Annotated in this window: 18 protein-coding genes and 1 tRNA gene; 7 read left to right on the top strand and 12 right to left on the bottom strand. The window is 56.9% G+C overall.

The genetic code is table 11. The features are described 5' to 3' along the window. Positions 1 to 315: 315 nt before the first annotated feature. A complete protein-coding gene (locus tag EKK30_RS08570; RefSeq protein ID WP_290983226.1) occupies positions 316 to 576 on the top strand; it encodes a hypothetical protein in 261 nt (86 codons plus the stop codon). 195 nt (positions 577 to 771) lie between these two features. Here EKK30_RS08570 and EKK30_RS08575 read toward each other — a convergent pair whose 3' ends face one another. The 4 genes from EKK30_RS08575 to EKK30_RS08590 form a co-directional block, all read right to left on the bottom strand. Further along, positions 772 to 1143 carry a hypothetical protein gene (locus EKK30_RS08575; RefSeq protein ID WP_290983228.1) on the bottom strand — a complete coding sequence of 124 codons (372 nt, stop codon included), beginning with the start codon at positions 1141 to 1143 and terminating at the stop codon, positions 772 to 774. 402 nt (positions 1144 to 1545) lie between these two features. Continuing rightward, positions 1546 to 1947: a hypothetical protein gene (locus EKK30_RS08580; RefSeq protein WP_290983231.1), complete on the bottom strand. Its 402-nt coding sequence runs from the start codon at positions 1945 to 1947 to the stop codon at positions 1546 to 1548. Positions 1948 to 2994: 1047 nt separating this feature from the next. Then, positions 2995 to 6243, bottom strand: a complete 3249-nt coding sequence (locus tag EKK30_RS08585) for a CusA/CzcA family heavy metal efflux RND transporter (RefSeq protein ID WP_290983234.1) — start codon at positions 6241 to 6243, stop codon at positions 2995 to 2997. 13 nt (positions 6244 to 6256) lie between these two features. Beyond that, complete coding sequence (locus tag EKK30_RS08590) at positions 6257 to 7540, bottom strand: efflux RND transporter periplasmic adaptor subunit (protein ID WP_290983237.1); 1284 nt, start codon at positions 7538 to 7540, stop codon at positions 6257 to 6259. A gap of 972 nt (positions 7541 to 8512) precedes the next feature. On the opposite strand from EKK30_RS08590, the gene EKK30_RS08595 reads away from it, so the two are divergent. Continuing rightward, a complete protein-coding gene (locus EKK30_RS08595; RefSeq protein WP_290983240.1) occupies positions 8513 to 9613 on the top strand; it encodes a choloylglycine hydrolase family protein in 1101 nt (366 codons plus the stop codon). Beyond that, positions 9610 to 10047: a calcium-binding protein gene (locus EKK30_RS08600; protein ID WP_290983243.1), complete on the top strand. Its 438-nt coding sequence runs from the start codon at positions 9610 to 9612 to the stop codon at positions 10045 to 10047. The genes EKK30_RS08595 and EKK30_RS08600 overlap by 4 nt, the downstream gene beginning before the upstream one ends. Positions 10048 to 10326: 279 nt before the next feature. Here the strand turns inward: EKK30_RS08600 and EKK30_RS08605 are convergent, their stop codons facing one another. From EKK30_RS08605 to EKK30_RS08630, 6 genes are all read right to left on the bottom strand, one after another. Continuing rightward, the gene (locus EKK30_RS08605; protein WP_290983245.1) at positions 10327 to 10503 is read right to left on the bottom strand and encodes a hypothetical protein; all 177 of its coding nucleotides are present in this window, start codon (positions 10501 to 10503) and stop codon (positions 10327 to 10329) included. 87 nt (positions 10504 to 10590) lie between these two features. Next, positions 10591 to 10667 (bottom strand) — tRNA-Arg (locus tag EKK30_RS08610). A 98-nt stretch (positions 10668 to 10765) separates the two neighbouring features. Continuing rightward, on the bottom strand, positions 10766 to 11563 hold the full coding sequence (locus EKK30_RS08615) for a glycosyltransferase family 2 protein (protein WP_290983248.1): 798 nt from the start codon (positions 11561 to 11563) through the stop codon (positions 10766 to 10768). A 307-nt stretch (positions 11564 to 11870) separates the two neighbouring features. Next, the gene (locus EKK30_RS08620) at positions 11871 to 12125 is read right to left on the bottom strand and encodes a GlsB/YeaQ/YmgE family stress response membrane protein (protein ID WP_290983251.1); all 255 of its coding nucleotides are present in this window, start codon (positions 12123 to 12125) and stop codon (positions 11871 to 11873) included. Positions 12126 to 12337: 212 nt separating this feature from the next. Then, positions 12338 to 14836: a TonB-dependent receptor gene (locus tag EKK30_RS08625; protein ID WP_290983253.1), complete on the bottom strand. Its 2499-nt coding sequence runs from the start codon at positions 14834 to 14836 to the stop codon at positions 12338 to 12340. Between the two features lie 96 nt (positions 14837 to 14932). Further along, complete coding sequence (locus EKK30_RS08630) at positions 14933 to 15304, bottom strand: DUF2946 family protein (protein ID WP_290983255.1); 372 nt, start codon at positions 15302 to 15304, stop codon at positions 14933 to 14935. Between the two features lie 342 nt (positions 15305 to 15646). Between EKK30_RS08630 and EKK30_RS08635 the strand changes: the two genes are divergently transcribed. Together EKK30_RS08635 and idi are read left to right on the top strand one after the other, a co-directional pair. Beyond that, the gene (locus EKK30_RS08635; RefSeq protein WP_290983257.1) at positions 15647 to 16174 is read left to right on the top strand and encodes a hypothetical protein; all 528 of its coding nucleotides are present in this window, start codon (positions 15647 to 15649) and stop codon (positions 16172 to 16174) included. Positions 16175 to 16249: 75 nt separating this feature from the next. Then, positions 16250 to 16771, top strand: a complete 522-nt coding sequence (gene idi / locus EKK30_RS08640) for an isopentenyl-diphosphate Delta-isomerase (RefSeq protein WP_290983259.1) — start codon at positions 16250 to 16252, stop codon at positions 16769 to 16771. 120 nt (positions 16772 to 16891) lie between these two features. Here idi and EKK30_RS08645 read toward each other — a convergent pair whose 3' ends face one another. Both EKK30_RS08645 and EKK30_RS08650 read right to left on the bottom strand, forming a co-directional pair. Further along, on the bottom strand, positions 16892 to 17257 hold the full coding sequence (locus tag EKK30_RS08645; protein WP_290983261.1) for a hypothetical protein: 366 nt from the start codon (positions 17255 to 17257) through the stop codon (positions 16892 to 16894). Between the two features lie 115 nt (positions 17258 to 17372). Next, a complete protein-coding gene (locus EKK30_RS08650) occupies positions 17373 to 17570 on the bottom strand; it encodes a CsbD family protein (RefSeq protein ID WP_290983264.1) in 198 nt (65 codons plus the stop codon). A gap of 428 nt (positions 17571 to 17998) precedes the next feature. On the opposite strand from EKK30_RS08650, the gene EKK30_RS08655 reads away from it, so the two are divergent. Next, complete coding sequence (locus tag EKK30_RS08655) at positions 17999 to 18262, top strand: hypothetical protein (protein WP_290983266.1); 264 nt, start codon at positions 17999 to 18001, stop codon at positions 18260 to 18262. A gap of 403 nt (positions 18263 to 18665) precedes the next feature. Next, positions 18666 to 18788 (top strand): hypothetical protein, encoded by a 123-nt coding sequence (locus tag EKK30_RS08660; protein ID WP_290983268.1) that lies wholly within the window; start codon positions 18666 to 18668, stop codon positions 18786 to 18788. The last annotated feature ends 5 nt before the right edge of the window (positions 18789 to 18793 follow it).

An 18793-nucleotide genomic window follows, 5' to 3' on the forward strand; every position in this document is an offset into this window, starting at 1 on the left:
CTTCCTGGCCAGCGGCACGCGCCTATCGATGTCCGAGTTGGGCCAAAATCGTCGCCTGGTGACTAAGCCAAGGAAGAATTGGGCCGATAGCGACCGCTAAAGCGGCCCGCACGGCCATGGTGAGCGCATGGCCGCCTATCCCTCGGCCAAAGGATTAGCAGGCGTGCGGCTCGGTTGACACTTCAATGACGCCGCATCGTTCTCCTAAAACATTCGATCATCCACTAGCTCGTAACGAACCCATTCATCGCTGCGTATCGGAGGGTAGTTCGGTGCACGGATTGTTCGTTGCCGAATGAATTTAGGGAGGAAGTCATGCTTGGTAAAAAGGTCGTCGCGGCTATCGCATTCACCATCATCTCTGCGGCTCCGGCCTTCGCTGGCTGCGAGGAAGAGTTTGACGCTTTGTCAAAAGCGATAAGCGGACCAGTTACGATGACAGCTGGCCATCGCGCAGCCATGATGCGTCGCGCGGTAGCGGGTTACGACCAGTGTATGGCGGGTGACGCCAAATCATTCGACGGCATCCGAGATCAAATCATGGAGCAGATCCGTCAAAGCTTGGGTGAGCATTAATCGACTACCCCATTTCGGCTCGTGAAGTCGGCGCGCTTGCAGTTTAAAGCATCGACGATCCTCACAATGTGGCTGGTGCGTCAGCTTTGCGAGCCCCTGGCAACAATCAAAGTAATCTCGTCTGCCTGCCGCCACTCTTCGACTTCGACGCTTCCCGAGCTGTACCGCAGTGTAATCGCGCGGACTTAGTCGATACTATTTCGTCAAGTTCTCACAAACGTTGCGTACAGAACTTGGCAACGCGCCTTGGATTTCGGGAAGATCGTACAGGAAAACATCGTTGGCTCTCTTTGGATTGCCACGACAGCTACTAACGAAGTTTTTCGCAAACCCTGCTAGCTTGATGTAGTAGCTGTCCACTCTGTCTTGCGCGTCCAAATAATGCGACGTGCAAATATCGTTTTTTGCAAGCCCCTGAAAGGTCACCTCTAGCGCCGAGCGCAAACTCTCTTGGTTTTCGATCTCAAACTTGTGCATAGCAGAAAACGCTTCCTCGCACGATTGACCTGCTTCTGCGCGCGAACTTTCAAACGCAATCGCCATCCATGCGATGATGAAAATCATCATGCTGCCACCTGCAAAAAAGAGGGATTCTCCCGCGAAATTTAGTAAGCGGGGATGTTCCCCTTGTCCAAAACAACTTGTTCGAAATTATTTGCACAGCGCGCGTACATTAAGATCGTCAACTTCCATCGAGAAGGTATTATCCGTAAACTGATCGGAGTTTAGCGCGCATTGTGCTGTACACAGCACAGGCTGAAATTCCGGCCATGTGACGTCGTTCTTTGAAGCGGGTGGCTGAGACATTCGAATGGCAGCAGCCAATGCATCAGCGTTATCGGTTTTTGCGCCGCTTGGATCACTTTCGTCGACATACATTGAGATTGGACAAGCGGGTCACGTCGTGTTCGGAAATTTTCCGCTTCAGAAGATGAGCTGCCAACAGTGGTCATCCTTCTCAGATAGGATCTATAGCCTGTTCAATCTATCTCTGGGCAAACGCGAATGACGCTCATCACTCCGCGCCCCTGAATTGGCCACGATCTTCACCCCCAATTCGACATCAATTTCGGGATCGACAATCCAAAGCAAACGAACCAGGCGCTCGAGCGAGAACCGATCAATTTTTCCGTGGCGAATCCGCGACATTTCCGTTTGGCAAATTCCCGTCGCAGCTTCAAGCGCAACGGCCGTCCCCCACTTGGATTTGAGCGATTTGACAATTTGTGCGGCCACGAGTTTCCTCGCGTCATCGAGCCGCGAATTCCATCTTTCGTAGAGGTCTCCCTCGCACAGCGACAGATTCTCGCTGTCGAATGCCGCGCGCTGAGTGTTGGCGCTAAGTCGAACGGCCATTTGCCCTTTGCTCATCACACCACTCTTCCATTTGGTTGGCTTTTCGGACGGCAGAATTGACGAGGTGCAGTCAGCACCCCGGCTCTATTCGCTCAGCCCTTTCCGTATCGGGAGCTGGAAGCGCAGTCCCTTGAACCGGCCACACAGTCTCTGCTGTTATCGCTTTCGGTTCCCGGACGGTGCGGGGTGTCTGTGTTCGGCGGCCAATTCTGCGGTAGCCGATCCGATTTGTGGCAGTAGGTTCGCTTCGAAAGGTTGTGACAGTGGCGATAGGAATGGGCGTCGGCGACGACAAGCATCCCGTATGCGCTCCTGCTTTCGACCGTCATCGCGCTCTTGGCAGCGGATGGCAAAGCACTGGACGCGAAGATAGCGGTCGCGACTGCAGTTCTGATAAAGGCGGCTGAGAGATTTTTCGTCGGAGACATACTGGGAAGTCCTTGTCTTTTGTTCAGTCATTCGACGACAGGTGCGCGAGACGCGCTCAATTCAGTCGCCGAGGGGCAAGGGGTTGAACGGCGAGACTCGGAGCGGGTCACGAAAAGCGAGACTCGCTTCCACAATGAACGATTCCGGCGCCGCTCCTGGCTGACGCCTAGTTCAGCAACACAACAGTCCTGAGAGCAGCGAGCCGCGGGTCGGGCTGGGGCCGATGCAACAGCGCGAGCCGCAGCATCAGATGGGATCGCGGCTGGAAGCGGGCTCTTAAATCGCCACGAAAACAATTTGAGACAATAGCATCGCTATTTGGCCGAGGGGCATCGCAGGATTTCCATTTTGCGACGACCGGAAGAAGCAATCTGTCCAGACAAAATGCGCCAAACGCGCGCGGATCATGCGATCTCCCTTCCAGCGAGGCGCCATCATTTCTCGCCGAATTCGCATGGAAGGACACCTTGACGTGGACAAACTCGATCGCACGATGACCGTTTTTTCCCATGCAGTAGCCGAGCGGCGCCGCGAGAACCGCTGCCGGCAAAAGCAGGGTAAGCATGAACGCCGCGACGCAACGCGTCAGCCATCCAAAAGAGCCCGCCCGTGATAATACAGACTTGCGATTTCTCATCTCGAAGCTGCTCCCGAATGAAAGGCTGCATTCGCCAGCGCGTCGCCTTCATCCTGGACAGTGGATGTGCCGCGGACCCGCGCGCAAAGCGCGGGTAGAACAAGCAACGTAAGGATGGTGGCGCTTAGCAGGCCACCAATGACCACCGTCGCGAGTGGCTTTTGGATTTCTGCGCCAGTTCCCGTGGAGAGTGCCATAGGCACGAAACCCAAGGACGCAACGAGCGCCGTCATGACGACGGGTCGGAGCCGAGTCACTGCTCCGGCAAAAATTGCCCGTCGACGCTCCATGCCCTGCTCAACGAGCTGATTGATACTCGTCATCATCACGAGACCATTGAGGACCGCGACGCCGGAAAGCGCAATAAAGCCCACAGCTGACGACACTGAGAACGGCATGCCGCGCAGCCATAAGGCGATAATGCCGCCTGTAAGGGCAAGCGGAACGGCGGAACAGACCAAGAGCGCGTCTCGCGGAGACCCGAGGGCCGAATACAAGAGCAGGAAGATTAGGAAGAAACACGCCGGGACGACCAACGTCATGCGCTGCTGGGCCGCGGCAAGATTCTCAAACTGGCCACCCCACGAAACGTAGTAGCCCGCCGGCAGCTTAATTTGGCTTGCCACCTTTTCTTGCGCCTCCGCGACGACGGAAGCGATGTCGCGGCCACGCACGTTAGCAGTGACAACGACGCGCCGCTTTCCATTATCTCGGCTGATTTGATTGGGCCCCTCCGTGAAAGAGAAACTGGCCACCTGTTCGAGAAGAACAGACGATGACTTTCCTGCGCTGTCGGGCGGCAGTGAAACTGGCAGATGCTTGAGTTTTTCCAGATTTTCTCGCATGCCGTCCTGCAACCGGACGATAATGGGGTAACGGCGGTCGCCTTCGAACACCACTCCGGCGTCACGCCCGCCGATTGCGGCGCCGATGACGTCCTGGACGGCCATGACGCTCAGGCCTAAGCGCGCGATTTCATCTTGGTTGATGGTGATGGCGAGAAACGGGAGGCCCGACGCCTGCTCAACGCTGATATCCGTGGCACCCTCGGTTCCGCGCAAAATTGCGGCCACCTGATTGGCAGTCCGAAGCATAGGCTCGAATTCTTCGCCGAAGACCTTTACAGCAAGGTCTCCTCGCGCGCCGGCCAGCAGCTCATTGAACCGCATCTGTATGGGTTGCGAGAACACCAAGTTGTTGCCTGGCTGCTTTTCGATCGCGGCTTGGATTTTTGCCACGAGCGCATCTTTGGTAAGCGCCGGATCCGGCCAATCCTTCGTTGGCTTCAGGATGATGAAGGTATCTGATGCGTTCGGCGGCATAGGATCGGACGCAACTTCGGCCGTGCCGGTTTTTGAGAACACGAAAGCCACTTCAGGCAGCTGGCTGACAACTTTCTCCAGCTCGAGCTGCATACTTTGCGATTGCGAGAGCGACGTGCTCGGGATGCGAATAGCGTGCATCGCGAGGTTCTTTTCATCGAGCGTCGGAATGAATTCCTGCCCGAGTTTCGAAAACACAGAACCGGCAAGCACAAGCAATCCTACCGCGCCGGCGATGAACCAAACTGGTCGCGCCAAAGCTCGGTTTAGCACGGGCTCATAAACACGCTTGAGCGCACGAATGAAAATATTCTCCTTCTCCTCGACGCGCTTCGACAGTGCTATTGCGATGGCCGCAGGAACGAACGTCATAGAAAGTATAAAAGCGGCGACCAGCGCGATGATGACCGTCAGAGCCATCGGCTCGAACATCTTGCCCTCGACGCCGGCAAAGGTAAGCAATGGCACATAGACAAGGATGATGATCGCCTGTCCGTAAACCGACGGCTTGATCATCTCCTCCGCAGAGCGGATGACCGTTGCCAGACGCTCTTCGAGCGCGAGTTTGCGGCCCAATTCGTGCTGATGCTCGGCAATTCGCCGTAAGGTATTTTCTGCGATGATGACGGCACCATCGACAATGAGCCCGAAATCGAGCGCGCCGAGGCTCATCAAGTTGGCGCTGATCCTCATCTGAACCATTCCCGTCATAGTGAGGAGCATCGCGAGAGGAATAACAAGGGCGGTGATTAAGGCGGCGCGGAAGTTTCCGAGCATGAGAAAGAGAACGACGATAACGAGAAGGGCCCCCTCGGCCAAATTCTTGCTCACGGTAGCTATCGTCGCGTCGACCAATTGCGTGCGATCGAGCACGGTTTGCGCCTGCACTCCTGGTGGGAGGCTGCGACGAACATCCTGCATTTTGGCGTCCACGGCTGCCGCGACGGTGCGGCTATTGCCGCCGATCAGCATGAGGGCAGTACCCACCACGACTTCCTGACCATTTTCGCTGGCGCTTCCGGTCCTAATTTCGCGACCGATACCCACGGTCGCGACGTCCCTAATGCGAATCGCAACGCCGCCACGGGTCGTAATGACCACGTTGGCGATCTGCTCGGGCGTCGAAAGGCGCCCTGTGCTTAGGACCGCAAATCCCTCACCGTTTCGTTCGACGTAGCCCGCACCGCGATTGACGTTGTTTTGCTCGAGAGCCTGAGCAACATCCGCGAATGATAATCTAAGAGCCGTAAGCCGCGCGGGATCGGGTTGCACGACGTATTGCTTCTCGAACCCTCCAATGACATCGATGCCAGCAATGCCTTGCACCGTGATTATTTGCGGCCGGATGATCCAATCCTGCACGGTTCGGAGGTATGCGGCACGTTCAACGTCCGTCGTGAGCCGCTGGCCTTCGGGTGTGAGATAGCTGCCGTCGCGTTGCGGACCCGGTTTGCCGTCCCCAAGTGGCTCTGAACCTGCTGGCGCATACTGCACTGTCCACATGTAGATCTCGCCGAGACCTGTGGAGATGGGGCCGAGCTTGGGCGTGACGCCATCCGGTAAGTTTTTCTCAGCTTCTCTTAGTCGCTCACCCGTCTGTTGGCGTGCAAAGTAGATATCCGTCTTTTCTGAAAAGACCGCCGTAATTTGCGAAAACCCGTTACGCGATAAGGAGCGAGTGTATTCAAGGCCGGAAATTCCCGCGAGTGCAGTTTCTATGGGAAAGGTTATCTGCTTCTCGATATCGACCGGCGAGAGCGACGGCGCGATCGTGTTGATCTGCACCTGATTATTCGTAATGTCCGGAACCGCATCGATAGGAAGCTTATCGAGCGAATAGACGCCATAAGCGGCCGCCACGAGCGTCAGCATCACGACGAGCCACCGCTGATGAACCGAAAAGTGGAGAAGTCGGGCAATCATCATCCGGTCCTAATCAATGATCGTGCTCTGCTTCGGATTTCCCAAGCTCGGCTTTGAGCAGGAACGTGTTCGCCACCGCGATCGGCTCTCCGGCTTTCAATCCGGTCAAGACCTCAACGGCCTTTCCATCGTCCTCGCCTACCGTTATCTGGCGCGACTCGAACCCTTCAGCTGTCCTGACGAAAACGCGGGTTTCACCCTCGATCGTCTGCAGCGCGGCCTTCGGGATGACGAGATCGGCCTTCGACTCCGACACGGCGATGTCGGCATTGACGAATGAGCCTGGCCGCCAGGCCCCGTCGCGATTGTCTACCGACGCGATCACCCGGGCTGAGCGTGTGTCCTGGTTGAGTAGTGGGCTGATGAAGATGATCGCGCCATCCGACGTCGCGGTGCCTTCGATGGTGAGCCGTTGCCCCTCCTTGATCGACGGCAGATCCTGCGGCGAAACCGTGAGTTCGACCCATACCTTAGAAAGGTCTGCGATGGCATATAGCTCATGGGCCTGACCCTCTCCGCCCATGGGCGTGCCGATATCGACGAACTGCTCCACAATCCGTCCGCTGATGGGTGCTTTGATTTCGTAGCGCTCTAAACCAGTCGTCTCTTCGACAGCATTGGCGAGCCTCGCGACCGCCTCCTCGCCGACGCCCAGTGCCGAAAGCTTTTGCTTTGCGACGTCGCGGCGGACCTGTGCCTCCCGAAACGTTGCATCCGCACGAAGAAGGCGCTGTTCGGACGAGACGCGCTTCTCCCAAAGCGTCTTTTCGCGCTCGAACAGTGTTTCTTGCAGTCTGAAGTTCACGATTGCGGCGAGGTACTCGCTTTTTGCGTCGGCCACTTCGCGGCTATCGAGGATCGCGATGACCTCCCCGGCTCGCACGGAATCACCAAGGCGCTTTCTCAGCTCGGCGACCGCGCCAACGACCTTGGAGGGTACGCGCCCCACGCGGTTGCGATCAGGAATAATGGTTCCGGGAGCGCGCAGACGCGTTCGCAAAAGGCCAGCCTGAGCCGGTTGGACCGAGATCTTCGATTGATCGATCTGCTTGTCCGCGATCGCAACTTTAGTGTTTTTCTCTTCATGCCCGGCCTCGGCCTCCGCGCTCTTCGCAGATGCCGACGACTTTTCCTCATGCCCATGATCGGCATCTTCCGGCGCATCGATGGCTTCAGCTTGAGACTCGAGTCCCAAGACATCCTTCCATCCGGGAGCGAAACTTCCCGTGTGAAAAAAGTACGCGCCAACGAGCGTGCCGACTATCAGAGAGCCGGCGACGAGACCTAGTCGCTTCATAAAAAGACAATCCATGCCGAACGCAGCGCCGGTTTAAGGCGCACGCTCACGCTTCAGCTTTGAGGAAGACGGCGGATACACCCGCGCGAGTGAGGATTGCGCGGGTTCAGCGCTTATGCGCTGGCGCTAAACCTGGGAGGTTTATGAAGTGGATCTGGGTCGCGGGCAGCCCGAAGTGCATCGAGGTAAGGGGGATACCGAACTCCTGTTCCCTCAAGATACGCAGTCACATAGGATGACCTGTGGGGGAAGGCTTCAATGCACGGGCTATAGCAGGAGTGATGCTCAATCCCGCCTAACGGAGAGCGGTCTGCATCGCTATCATCGGTACTAGCATCGGCAGAGTTTACTGCATTGATAGCGATATGGGATTTGGGATCCCCAAAATGCGCGTTTGCGTGGGACGCCGAAACAGGGGCGCCGGCAAACAAGATCACCGCAACTAGAAGGGCCTTCAGGTACTGGCTCGCGCGGGACATAACATTCCAGTGCGGTTCGATCCGACCGCACGAAAAACGTTTAATGATTTGTCCCGAACCTTTCATGCGACGGAAGGTGGTTTCAGATCGTGGCCGAGTCAAGACGGACGCCAAACCTCGCCTGCGAAAACGGGCTCAATGATTGATTTGACGCAGCGAATGTCTTTCTAAGGCAACAAATAAATTCTCGAAATTGACGACTACAGCCAATACCAACCGTTGGCTGCTCATTTTCCAACTGCATCTTCACTTCGCGCGGTCGGCCGTCAGCATTATTGGCCGTAGCCCGTTCCTTAAATTTCCCATCGAAAACCATGGCGAGTGTTGACGAACTGTTAGGGCAGTTTCACGAGTTCCAGCGTGTGTACCAACGATCACATCGCGTCGTCGCCATTCTGCGCCTAAAGAACGGACAACCGGTTTCTCGAGACCGAAGGCGGAAGTTAGCTTATCCGAGAAACAGTCGCGTCAACGGCAAAAGAAAGTCCAACAAATGTTTAGCCATCGCGCCACATCCAATACGGCTGCAGTTGCTATCGTAGCGATCCTTCTCGGGGCCTCGGCGCAAGCCGTACAGGCCTGTACCGGCATTCGTCTCATTGCGGAAGACGGCACCGTCGTTCACGCCCGGACATTAGAATTTGCTACCGATATTCACTCCGAACTCATAATGATCCCGCGCGGCTATGCGCGGATTGGCACCACTCCAGACGGAAAAGAAGGACTGAAGTGGACGACAAAGTACGCAAGTGTCGGAATGAACGGCGTCGGACTTCCGATCTTGTTCGATGGACTTAATGAAAAAGGCTTGGCCGCCGGAATGTTCTACTTTCCGACCTCCGCCGGATACATGCCCTACACTTCGGGCGACGCGAGCAAGACCATTGCGCAGTGGGAAGTCGCTTCGTGGATTCTGGAGAACTTCGCCAGCGTCGACGAGGTTAAAGCCAACATTGCTAGCGTAGTTGTCCCAGCCGTTGTGTTCGCTGGATGGGGCTTCGCGCCCGAGGCCCACTACATCGTGCATGATGCTACAGGCAAGAGCATCGTCATCGAGTATGTGGGTGGTAAGCTCAACGTCTACGACGATGCACTGGGTGTGGTTACGAACTCGCCAGCGTTTGACTGGCATATGACAAACCTTCGCAACTTCGTGAATTACTCGATGACCAACGCGCCGCCCGTGCATTTAGGGGCCGTCACACTGCTCCCGACGGGCCAGGGTTCGGGCATGGCGGGCCTTCCGGGAGACTTCACGCCACCGTCGCGTTTTGTTCGAGCGGTCGCCTTCAGTCAGTCGGTCTTTCCGTCAAAGACCGGGCGCGATGCCATGCTGCAAGCCTTCCACATCCTAAACCAATTCGACATACCAAAAGGTGCCGCCCGCGAGCAGAAAGACGAGCACGGCAACATTCCAGCAGACTATACCTTGTGGACCTCGGCCAGCGATCTCAAGACAAAGCAGTACTTTTTCCGCACCCACGAGAACAGCCAGATCCGCATGGTCGATCTGATGAAGATGGACATCGATGGCAAGGGCATCGTCAAAATCTCAATAACGGGCGACGAGGTCATAAAATCGCTAACGCCATGAACGGACGCGAGGGTGACATGCGTTTAAGAACTTTGCTTCTGTTGTCAGGCATTGGATTTCTGGCCGTTGCAACGCCGATTAGTGCGAGGATATCTTCAGCGGCGATCCTGCATATGCTGGACACGGACAACGATGCCACCGTTGATCTTGCTGAAGCTAAGCAAGCCGGGGCTGCGGTTTTCGACCGACTCGATTCCGACAAAGATGGCACTTTGAATGTCGACGAACTGAGTGGCCGTCTTACCAAAGAAGAAATCGAGGCAGGCAACCCAGGTCACAAAGACAATCTAACCAGAGATCAGTACTTGGCGATCGTGGATCTGCGATTCAAAGGCGTCGATTCAAGTCACGATCAAAAACTCGACATTCAAGAACTTTCGTCTCCATCTGGCGAGAGCTTGGTCAAACTCATCGTCTATCGCATTCTTATCTAGGTCTGCGAATTCTTGCCTTGGGCATGTGCGGGAATTGCCTTAGACGACCGACTGCCTTCAAAACGCTGCCCTGTGTAGCGGGCAAGCGCGACGCACCACCAAAGGTCCTCGCGGAGATCGTCGCGTGCAGCAGATAGCGGGTCGTGAGAACCTCTGGCGGCCCGCAGTCATCGGGGCCGCGCGACGCGCCCGCGGTAAGCTCAGCTAGGCCATGGTGAGATAGTTGTCCCAAGTCGAAAAGCCAACGCTGAATCCTGTGGCGATAGCAGCCGCGCAATTTCAGCGCCCCGATTTCTCGAGATAATCAACTGCAGGAACCTTGCCTTCTTTGTCGGGAATAAACGCACTTAGCCTATCGAACTGAGGCACCGTCATTCGCGCTGGCATCAACCACAAAAGCGCCTCCGCGGCACCAGTCACGGGTGCCGCGATAAGAGCGATCGGTGTCCAGTTCATAGCATTCAACCCTGCGATCGCTCGTTCGCCGCGAACGTAGAACGAACTGTGATTGCAAACCAGATCAGGTCGAAACAAGCTAAGTATTGGCGATCCCGGCAGGACTTGAACCTGCGACCCTCTGCTTAGAAGGCAGATGCTCTATCCAACTGAGCTACGGGATCGTTGAGCCAGTCTATACGCGCAAATGCACCGCGGGTGGAAGACGGGTGTTATACCGCATCGATAAAAAAGATGCGGCGTGGCGTCCCCAGTGCTGCCGCTAAACGGCATGAGATGGCGCTCGAGGCACCTTCATATCCTGGATCGACAGCCGCCAGATGCGATAAACTTTCAGGAAACGGAAGCGGGCCTGGATGGCGGCATAGCGAAACCCTTTGACCCCACCCGTGAAGTGCCGGCGGATGACGTAATATTTGAAGAAGTTCATGGGGTATTCGGACACTAGCCGGACGCTCAAGACACCTACGGAACTGGGCCTGGCATTCGCAACCTGCAGCCAAGTCCGCTCGTCGAGCTTGCGCTTCATGTCGGCAAACGAGCGCATCGAAAAATGGTGCATCGGCGAGTTGAACTTCCCCACATCGTAGCCGTCGGTCACGACGGAGTCGTGAACATTGGAGTGCCTAAATCTGACGAAACGGCGATTGTACAGGCGGATATACCAATGGTCCCGAGGCCAGGGCCTCGGCTGTGCCGAACCGGGGTAGACCATTTGCAGCGGCATTCCGTAGGCGACGAACTCAGGATCACCCGCAGCAAAGACGGCCGAAATTTCGCGTTGAAGATCGTCTGTTACGACTTCGTCCGCGTCGATGTTGAAGAGCCAATCGTTGCGACAGGCCTCTTCAGCAAAACGCTTCTGGCCGCCAAATCCCAGCCATGGCTGGGTGATGACCCTGCAGCCCTCTTCCAGCGCCACGGCGACGGTATCGTCGGTGCTTTCGCTATCGACCACGACGACTTCATCGACCCAGCTGCGAACGGATCGAATTGTGCGCGCGATTCGATCTGCCTCGTTCTTGGAAATGATGAAGCAGGATACCGGAAGCTTACGCATGCAGGGCGGCCCGCCCCGCGTTTAGCGAGTTCATGTGTTACTCGACGTAATCATGTCATTCGCCCGCAAGATCATAAGCGCTGACGCTGACGGTACGAGAGTTTGTCTGGCGGAGCAACATACAGCCTGGGACGAACATTGCTGAATGGCGCGAACGACCATCCAGAACCTGGCTTCTCGCATTTTCGGTTCGCAGCTATCGTCTGCTAGCAGGCGCAACGGGAATATGTATGTATACCTGGATTAGTCTGTCTGGCTGCGCACACCGATCAAGCGCGCGCAGCCGATATTCTAGATCAGCTCATTGCTAGGCGCGTTTTACGAGCCTGAGCACGAATAACAGTATGATCGCGCCGATGGCTGCAGCGATGATTTCACCGAGGATGCCGCCGCCGAGACGAATTCCCAAATAGGGAAACAGCCAACCGGCGATCGCAGCGCCGATAATGCCGACAATGATATCGCCGACAAGTCCGAAGCCGCCGCCGCTCATAATCTGCCCGGCAAGCCAACCGGCAACCGCGCCGATTAGCAGCCAAATCACCAATACCGTGGGATCCATTTTTTTCTCTCCCTGTCAGCACGCTCACGAATCGAAACTAGGATCATGATCCGCGTCAAAACGCGCGCTGACAAGTTTTTGTCTCTTTCGGGAACGGGCAAAGAGATTCGCGCCGAATGCAAGATGTTTCGGTCCCGCGCCGATGCGGGCGGACGCAGATCAGATGCCGCGTCGCGCCTCCTTTTGTGCAGCCGGAGAGATGCCTCCGTCTGTCAGAACTTCACTTTCATGCCGCCGTAGTAGGTTCGCGGATTGCCCGCGTAGATCGATCCCGAGATCCCCGCCAAGCCTGCAGAGTCGTATCCCACGCGATCGGTGATGTTGTTCGCCGACGCCACGTAGGTCTCATCAAAGATATTCTTGATCTCGAAATAGGTCATCAGCGACCGAATGGGGCCGGAGCTGAAGTCCTTATTGTAGTGGATGTTGACATTCACGAGCTCGTAGCCGGGCGCCGTCAGGAGATTGGCGTTCTCCATGAAGAAGCCGTCATGCCATTCGTATTCGGCGAACGCACCGACGCCTTTGAACGAGCCATTCGGCACGTCGTAGCTGAGGCGCGTCGTCAACTCATTCGGCGCGACGCCTGGGATCTTGTTCCCGTCGCGGCTATACCGATAGAGTGCTGTGGGCGTTCCCGGCGGAGCGTTGGGCGGCACTCCAGTCAGGCCTTCCGTGTAGTCGGTGTAGATTTGATCGTCGAAGATATACGATGCCGTCAACCGGAACCCGTGTCCCAGCGCTACATCTGCTGACGCTTCAATGCCGCGATGCTCGGAAGCCGGGGCGTTGAACGTGAAGCTTTGCAATCCCGGTCCCGCCGATTGCGAGACAAGCTCATTTCTGAAGAACTCATAGAAGCCGGTGACGCTGAGCGTAACACCGGGCGCCGGTGTCCAATCGCCTCCCAAATCGAAGCCGACGTTGGTCTGCGACTTGAGATCGGTGTTGTTGCCTGGCTGGCCAGCGGATGTGACGAACAGGTTTGAAAATTGCGGCGTGCCGTAGCCGGTCCCCACACGCGCGCGCCATTGCCATTCTCGTGTCGGCGCATAGATCAATCCGAGTTCGGGTGCGACGTTCGTCATCTCGCGGTCGGCGGTGACGAAGTTGGTCCGTATGAGGTTGCCGCTGGTGTTGTAGATGTAGCCGCGCTGTGCGCCGTCGAGCAGCGTGCGTTCAACGGTTGCTCCGGCGACGACGGAGACGTCGTCGGCCACTCTCACCTCCTGGCGTGCGCGTACGCCGACATTAGTCGTCGATCCCGTCTGCTCGGACTGGAGCAGACCGAGCTTCGCGTCGCCACCGGGAGCAACGTTGTAAGTTTTTCCGTCGACTGGAAGGTAATTCCAGAAAGCCCCGAGGTAGCCGAGCGTTGGAAGCCCCGCAATCACGGTGCGGTGGCTTACACCGCTGATGAGATTGTACGAGAGATAGTCGCCGATCGCGCTCGTGGTGCTGGTCGGCTGATTGATGTTGCGGTCGTCAACGACCAGCTGCACCTGGCCTGTTGTTGCGGCGTCGAATGCGTGCTCCCAGCGAAAGCCACCCAGTGTGCGACGATCATTGCGGTTCGAGCCCGCCTGTTCAGCTGTCTGCGGGACGGCGTTCGATGATGTTCCGGTCGCAGAGAAATTGTTCGTTGCGCAGCCCGCCGCTGCGGTGGCCGCTGTTGCACAACCCTTCTGGAACGGATTCTGATTGAATTGATTGAGAGAGGTGCGGAACGGCAGCTCCGTGTCGAGATTGTTATTGATGAACTTGAACGTGAGCGTATCGGTAGTGGATGGCCGATACGTCAGAAGCGCATTCAGCGTCTGCGTATTGAAATCGCTGTAGCCGAAAAAGCCATCGCCTCGGACATCACTGGAGAAGACGGACGCTTCCCAATTGTCGCCGCGCTTGCCTCCGAGAACGTAGTTGTTGAGGTAGTTGAAGCTGCCGACATCGATGCCGTACTCGATGCCATCGATTGTGCCGCCCGGGTAAGTGCGGAAGTTGATCGCGCCGCCCGTCGCGTAGTTGCCAAACAGCGCAGAGGATGGTCCGCGCCAGACATCGATACCAGCGTAGGCATGGGGATCGATGAGGTCGCTGCGAGAGAGGCCATCCGGCTGCGTCACCGGAAACCCATCATCGAGGATCACGATGTTGCGGATACCGAAGCCGTTACGGGCATTGGAACCACGGATCGAGATGCCGATATCGCGCGGGCCATTACCCTGTTTCAGCGACACGCCGGGAACCTGGCGGAGAATGTCGGTGACAGAAAAGACCGGCACGTCTTGGAAGAGCTTCATGTTGACGGCGGTGGCCGTCTGGGCGCCGGCGCCGGTTGCGCCGGAAACTCCGGCAACGGCGGCTGACGGCGCGCCGGGATTCTCGACCAACGGCTTTGAAGCAGACCCTTGTGCCGGCGAGCCTGCGATTTGCGCTGATGCGCTTGGTGGAGAGGCGGGGCGCTCTTTCTTCGCGGATTTCGATGGCGTCTTGGCCGAGCCGGAGATTTTTACCTGCGGGGCTGGCGCGGGTTTTACCGCCGCTCCGTTGGGCTGCTCGACGGTGACCTCGGGCATTGGAACCGCGGCGGGGGATTTGGTCTCTTCGGCACTGGATTCCGACCCATAGGTGAAGATGGACAACGATGAAAAGGCCGTCGCCGCGACAACGCGGGCGAGCGCCGCACGGATGCCGCTCGATGAAGGTTGCATGCACAGAACCTAACTGATCTGACGATTTCGAGATCACGCGCGCTGGCGGAAGCACCGCCGTCGCAACGCAACTCAACAAAGACTAGGAAGAGGTCTTCAGATCAGAACTGCCGGAGGTCCGCGCGCTGATTGCGCCCCGGGCTTTGGTGTCGCGCGAAAAAGTTCGCTCGCAATTGCGTAAGTGACGGCGGCGTAGCGAACCGAATGGACGAGGAGATGCGGTGCACTGCTGAGACCATCCACAGCAGCTACCGGCGCATAAGGACACGTGCTCTTGGTATCGGCGTTGGACTGGGCCGGATGCGGAACGCCCTTTTCATCGAGCGTCCAACTTTGAGGTCCGTGCCCCGTACAAATGACGATTTGCAGTCCGCCGTGCTCGGGCGTGCTGGCAAGCATGAAGCCCATAGGGAGAAGGCTGCGCACCGCGAACGCAAGGACGATCAGCAGATTTAACGAGCGGTGCATCAGAGAGGACTTTCGCGAGCGAAATCGTGATTGAAAAAACTAGCGGCGCGTCAAGGGGTTCGCAAGGACACTGCAGGGTTGCGCGCAATATCGCTTTGCCGGCGTAGCCTTTGGGTGACGAAAGACGAGCCCCGCCCGCGACAATCGTGCCTTTTTTCTCAGCAACGTCCGGGCGAACGGCTCAGCTCTTGAGCAAAGGATCGACGTTCACGTTCCAAGACGTGCGGTCGATTTGGAATTGGTCCAAGTGGGCCAGTGGGTTAACGGCGACGGCTTTCCGTGGCACACTCCTTGATCTATCTGACCCTATCGCGATCAACAGGCAGAGCAGAGCGTGTCCCCGTGAGCCAGGACGATATGCATGGCTATACGGTGGCCTACGAGCGAGAGGAGCTTTCCTTTCCCGTCTACGTGGTTGGCTTCATCGGTGCCGTGCTCGCGACGACAGGGGCCGCGAGCGACAATATCATTCTTGTCGCGCTGTCCTTGTTCGCCTTCGGGTTCGCCTATTACAATTACCCTCTGCTCGAGACGGGCAAGCCGCGGATTGGCGCTGGCCAGTACGGTATTTTTGCGGAAGGCCTCGGTATTATCGCTTGGAGATCAATCAAGCAGATCGAGCTCATACCGTACGAAGTGCGAGGATCAACCACTAACGAGCTGCGCATTACTCTTGAAGAGCCGCTCGACCGGGCGCTGCTCGCAGACTGGCGCAAGCGACCATTCTATCGCTTTCTCATGCGGCTGCCATGGCGCGCAGGGCCGGAAAACAGCATCCGCATCCCACTCGATATCTTTGACCGGCCTGCGGACGACATCATGCGGAGTTTCAGCCGCATGAACTCCTTTTTCCGGGCCGGAACCCCTTAAGCGCCAGGGGCGAGTGTTCCAGGTGCTATGTCCAGCGGCACGAGATGTGCTAAGGCCCCGCGAGGGATCGAATTCATGCTCAAAGAAGAGGTCATCCTCGTCGATCGCGAGGATAACGAAACTGGAACTGCCGAAAAGCTCGAGGCTCATCGCTCCGGGCAACTTCATCGTGCGTTTTCGGTAATGGTGTGGGACCCGCGGGGCCGTCTTTTGCTGCAGCGCCGTCAGGTCGGCAAATATCACTCCGGTGGTCTATGGACCAACACGTGTTGCGGCCACCCGCGCCCCGGTGAGCCTGTCGGCGATGCTGCAGCGCGCCGGCTTTACGAGGAGATGGGCTTCGTTTCCGAATTGGAGCCGATCGGAACGTTCACGTATCGCGCGGACCTCGATGCCGGCTTGGTCGAGCACGAGTTCGTGCATGTCTTTCAGGGGGTCTACTCGGGACCGATCGCCCCCAACCCCGAGGAATGCGACGGCTACAGCTGGTCGACCCCGGAGGTCATCCGCAAGCAGATCGCGGCCGTGCCGGAGTGCTTCAGCGCATGGTTCCGCAAGTACGTCGAGGCCGGCTGGCCAATCGCGCCGCCATCCTGATGTTCTGCTAGCTTGTATTGCTCCACGCCGAATTCGCTGGGGAGTTGGTCTTCGGCGATTTCGTGCGCGAGCTTAAAAAACGAAAACATTCGCTGCCCGTCATCTCTGACTTGCTCGCCGCTATTGGCGTGTTGGGTACCTGACCTTCGTCGCGATCGTCTCGGCTTCTTCGATGAGCGCTTCACCGAGGCCCAGCGCCTGATCCGCCGTCAGCCCATAGGCAGCATCCTCTTCGAAGCGCAACATCACGACCGGTTCGTGACGGCCATGCCCCACTGCGAACGAATCGGGGAGCTTCGTTACGTTACTCTTCGAATTTTCATGGACATGATCGGAAAGAAGAGATGCGAGGCCCGCGACGGCCTCTTCGCTGAGCGAAATCGTACGCGCTTCGCCGGCGATATTGCAGATTGTGATCTCTAGTCGATCATTGACCCGGTCGCGTTCAGAACGAACGAGAAGCTCGGCGCAAAATTTCTCCGGCATTTACTGAGTCCCCCGGCGCGAGAATCGCAACGTTGCATTGCCATTCTAATCGCTCGAGGCAAAAAGAAAGGCCCAAAATTTGGGCCTCTCCAGTATTAGACTGCCGTTATCTCGATCAGAGCGAGTCAGACCAGCTATCCAGCTCCTGCTTCGCCTTATCCTTGGCATAGCCATAACGCTTCTGGAGGATACCCTCGAGCTGTTCACGGTTGCCGTTCACCTGGGCGATGTCATCGTCGGTCAATTGACCCCACTTTTCCTTCACCTTGCCGCTGAACTGCTTCCAGTTGCCTTCGATGCGATCCCAATTCATGACTAATCTCCTGTGTTGTGGGCATTCAACGTCCACCAGCAAGAAGCGGTTCCTGCCTAGCTTCGTTCAGGAAAATAAAAACGCATGGGACCTGAGAAGATTTCGGGTCGGAATAAATTTTCTCAACTGTTCGTGATTTCTTCGAATTATAGGGAACTCTTTGCTCGCCTCCCGCGTCAACGCTCTTGGCAAGCCGCACTTACTGACCCGCGGCAGCTGGTGGGGGGTCAATGAGACCGCAAGAATATCCATCGCAGAGTGATGATCGAGCCGCCGAGCACACGAGCCATGGTCGAAGCCTATCACTGCTTCATCGATGGTTCGCTCGCCTGAAGTGGCCAGTTCTTCGTCCTGGCGTCACTTCGCGGGCGTATTCATCTCGTATTGGTCGTATTGGCCGGCTGCGTTTCGCAGGCACGGAGCGAAAAATGATCAAGGCAACCGAATATCTGGAAATTTGCCAAGAGTGCGCTGCCTACGCACATACGATCGAAGACGCCCTTTATTGGCACAACGAGATCGTCACCGAGCTTTCGGTCGAGATCAATTTTGTCCAGGCATCACGTTGGCCTTCAGCGGTGAAGGCCAGCATGACTGCTTCTTTGGAAGAGCGGCGCAGGAATCATGCCGCTGCCATATCCAGGCTCACCAGTGTGCTGGAAAACGACGAGCGTTTGATCTGGCAGCCCTGACTTTGAGCGCGAATTTTGCCGATCAGCCGTTGCGGGCTTTTTTCTCGGCTTTGGCCGTTCGCTTTTTCTGATTTTCCAGCTTCCGCTGGCGGGCAATGATGCGGCGGCGACGGTTGTCTGACATCGTAGGCATTCTTGTCTCCTGAATAGTCTGAAAAACGCCGATCGCTCGTTCGCGATCGGGATGAGGCGCGCAGTCCTAGCAGAGCTTGTCATACTCGTCACCGAGATCTTAACAGAGCGAATATCTGCCCGAAAATGGGGGCTTGCGGCCTCGGCTCGAAAACGTTTCGAAAGATTTTGCGCTTACTCTTCTTTCGTATTGCATCAGTCGGATGAGGCTCCCGAGCCCGGGTAAACTGCTATGCACGATGATTGGATAACTGTCTTCCGGGAGCGCGCTATGCCGACGCTCAAAAGCCTGTTCACCGCGAAGCACGATTTCGCCGAACTGCCCGAGATTATTGCTGAACCGTTGAGGCGCCTTGCCTCGATCGAGCAGCAGCGCGCCGGGTCGCTCTCCTAAAAGGA

It is taken from the genome of Hyphomicrobium sp., from assembly GCF_003987855.1.
In the GTDB taxonomy this organism is placed as follows: domain Bacteria; phylum Pseudomonadota; class Alphaproteobacteria; order Rhizobiales; family Hyphomicrobiaceae; genus Hyphomicrobium_B.

What these genes read in the sequence shown, in the direction of transcription:
- EKK30_RS08575 (WP_290983228.1), bottom strand. Translation starts at nt 1,143, where the DNA reads ATGATGATTTTCATCATCGCATGGATGGCGATTGCGTTTGAAAGTTCG.
- EKK30_RS08615 (WP_290983248.1), bottom strand. Translation starts at nt 11,563, where the DNA reads ATGCGTAAGCTTCCGGTATCCTGCTTCATCATTTCCAAGAACGAGGCA.
- EKK30_RS08585 (WP_290983234.1), bottom strand. Translation starts at nt 6,243, where the DNA reads ATGATTGCCCGACTTCTCCACTTTTCGGTTCATCAGCGGTGGCTCGTC.
- EKK30_RS08605 (WP_290983245.1), bottom strand. Translation starts at nt 10,503, where the DNA reads ATGAACTGGACACCGATCGCTCTTATCGCGGCACCCGTGACTGGTGCC.
- idi (WP_290983259.1), top strand. Translation starts at nt 16,250, where the DNA reads ATGCTCAAAGAAGAGGTCATCCTCGTCGATCGCGAGGATAACGAAACT.
- EKK30_RS08590 (WP_290983237.1), bottom strand. Translation starts at nt 7,540, where the DNA reads ATGAAGCGACTAGGTCTCGTCGCCGGCTCTCTGATAGTCGGCACGCTC.
- EKK30_RS08570 (WP_290983226.1), top strand. Translation starts at nt 316, where the DNA reads ATGCTTGGTAAAAAGGTCGTCGCGGCTATCGCATTCACCATCATCTCT.
- EKK30_RS08655 (WP_290983266.1), top strand. Translation starts at nt 17,999, where the DNA reads ATGATCAAGGCAACCGAATATCTGGAAATTTGCCAAGAGTGCGCTGCC.
- EKK30_RS08660 (WP_290983268.1), top strand. Translation starts at nt 18,666, where the DNA reads ATGCCGACGCTCAAAAGCCTGTTCACCGCGAAGCACGATTTCGCCGAA.
- EKK30_RS08600 (WP_290983243.1), top strand. Translation starts at nt 9,610, where the DNA reads ATGAACGGACGCGAGGGTGACATGCGTTTAAGAACTTTGCTTCTGTTG.
- EKK30_RS08650 (WP_290983264.1), bottom strand. Translation starts at nt 17,570, where the DNA reads ATGAATTGGGATCGCATCGAAGGCAACTGGAAGCAGTTCAGCGGCAAG.
- EKK30_RS08625 (WP_290983253.1), bottom strand. Translation starts at nt 14,836, where the DNA reads ATGCAACCTTCATCGAGCGGCATCCGTGCGGCGCTCGCCCGCGTTGTC.
- EKK30_RS08580 (WP_290983231.1), bottom strand. Translation starts at nt 1,947, where the DNA reads ATGAGCAAAGGGCAAATGGCCGTTCGACTTAGCGCCAACACTCAGCGC.
- EKK30_RS08595 (WP_290983240.1), top strand. Translation starts at nt 8,513, where the DNA reads ATGTTTAGCCATCGCGCCACATCCAATACGGCTGCAGTTGCTATCGTA.
- EKK30_RS08645 (WP_290983261.1), bottom strand. Translation starts at nt 17,257, where the DNA reads ATGCCGGAGAAATTTTGCGCCGAGCTTCTCGTTCGTTCTGAACGCGAC.
- EKK30_RS08620 (WP_290983251.1), bottom strand. Translation starts at nt 12,125, where the DNA reads ATGGATCCCACGGTATTGGTGATTTGGCTGCTAATCGGCGCGGTTGCC.
- EKK30_RS08630 (WP_290983255.1), bottom strand. Translation starts at nt 15,304, where the DNA reads ATGCACCGCTCGTTAAATCTGCTGATCGTCCTTGCGTTCGCGGTGCGC.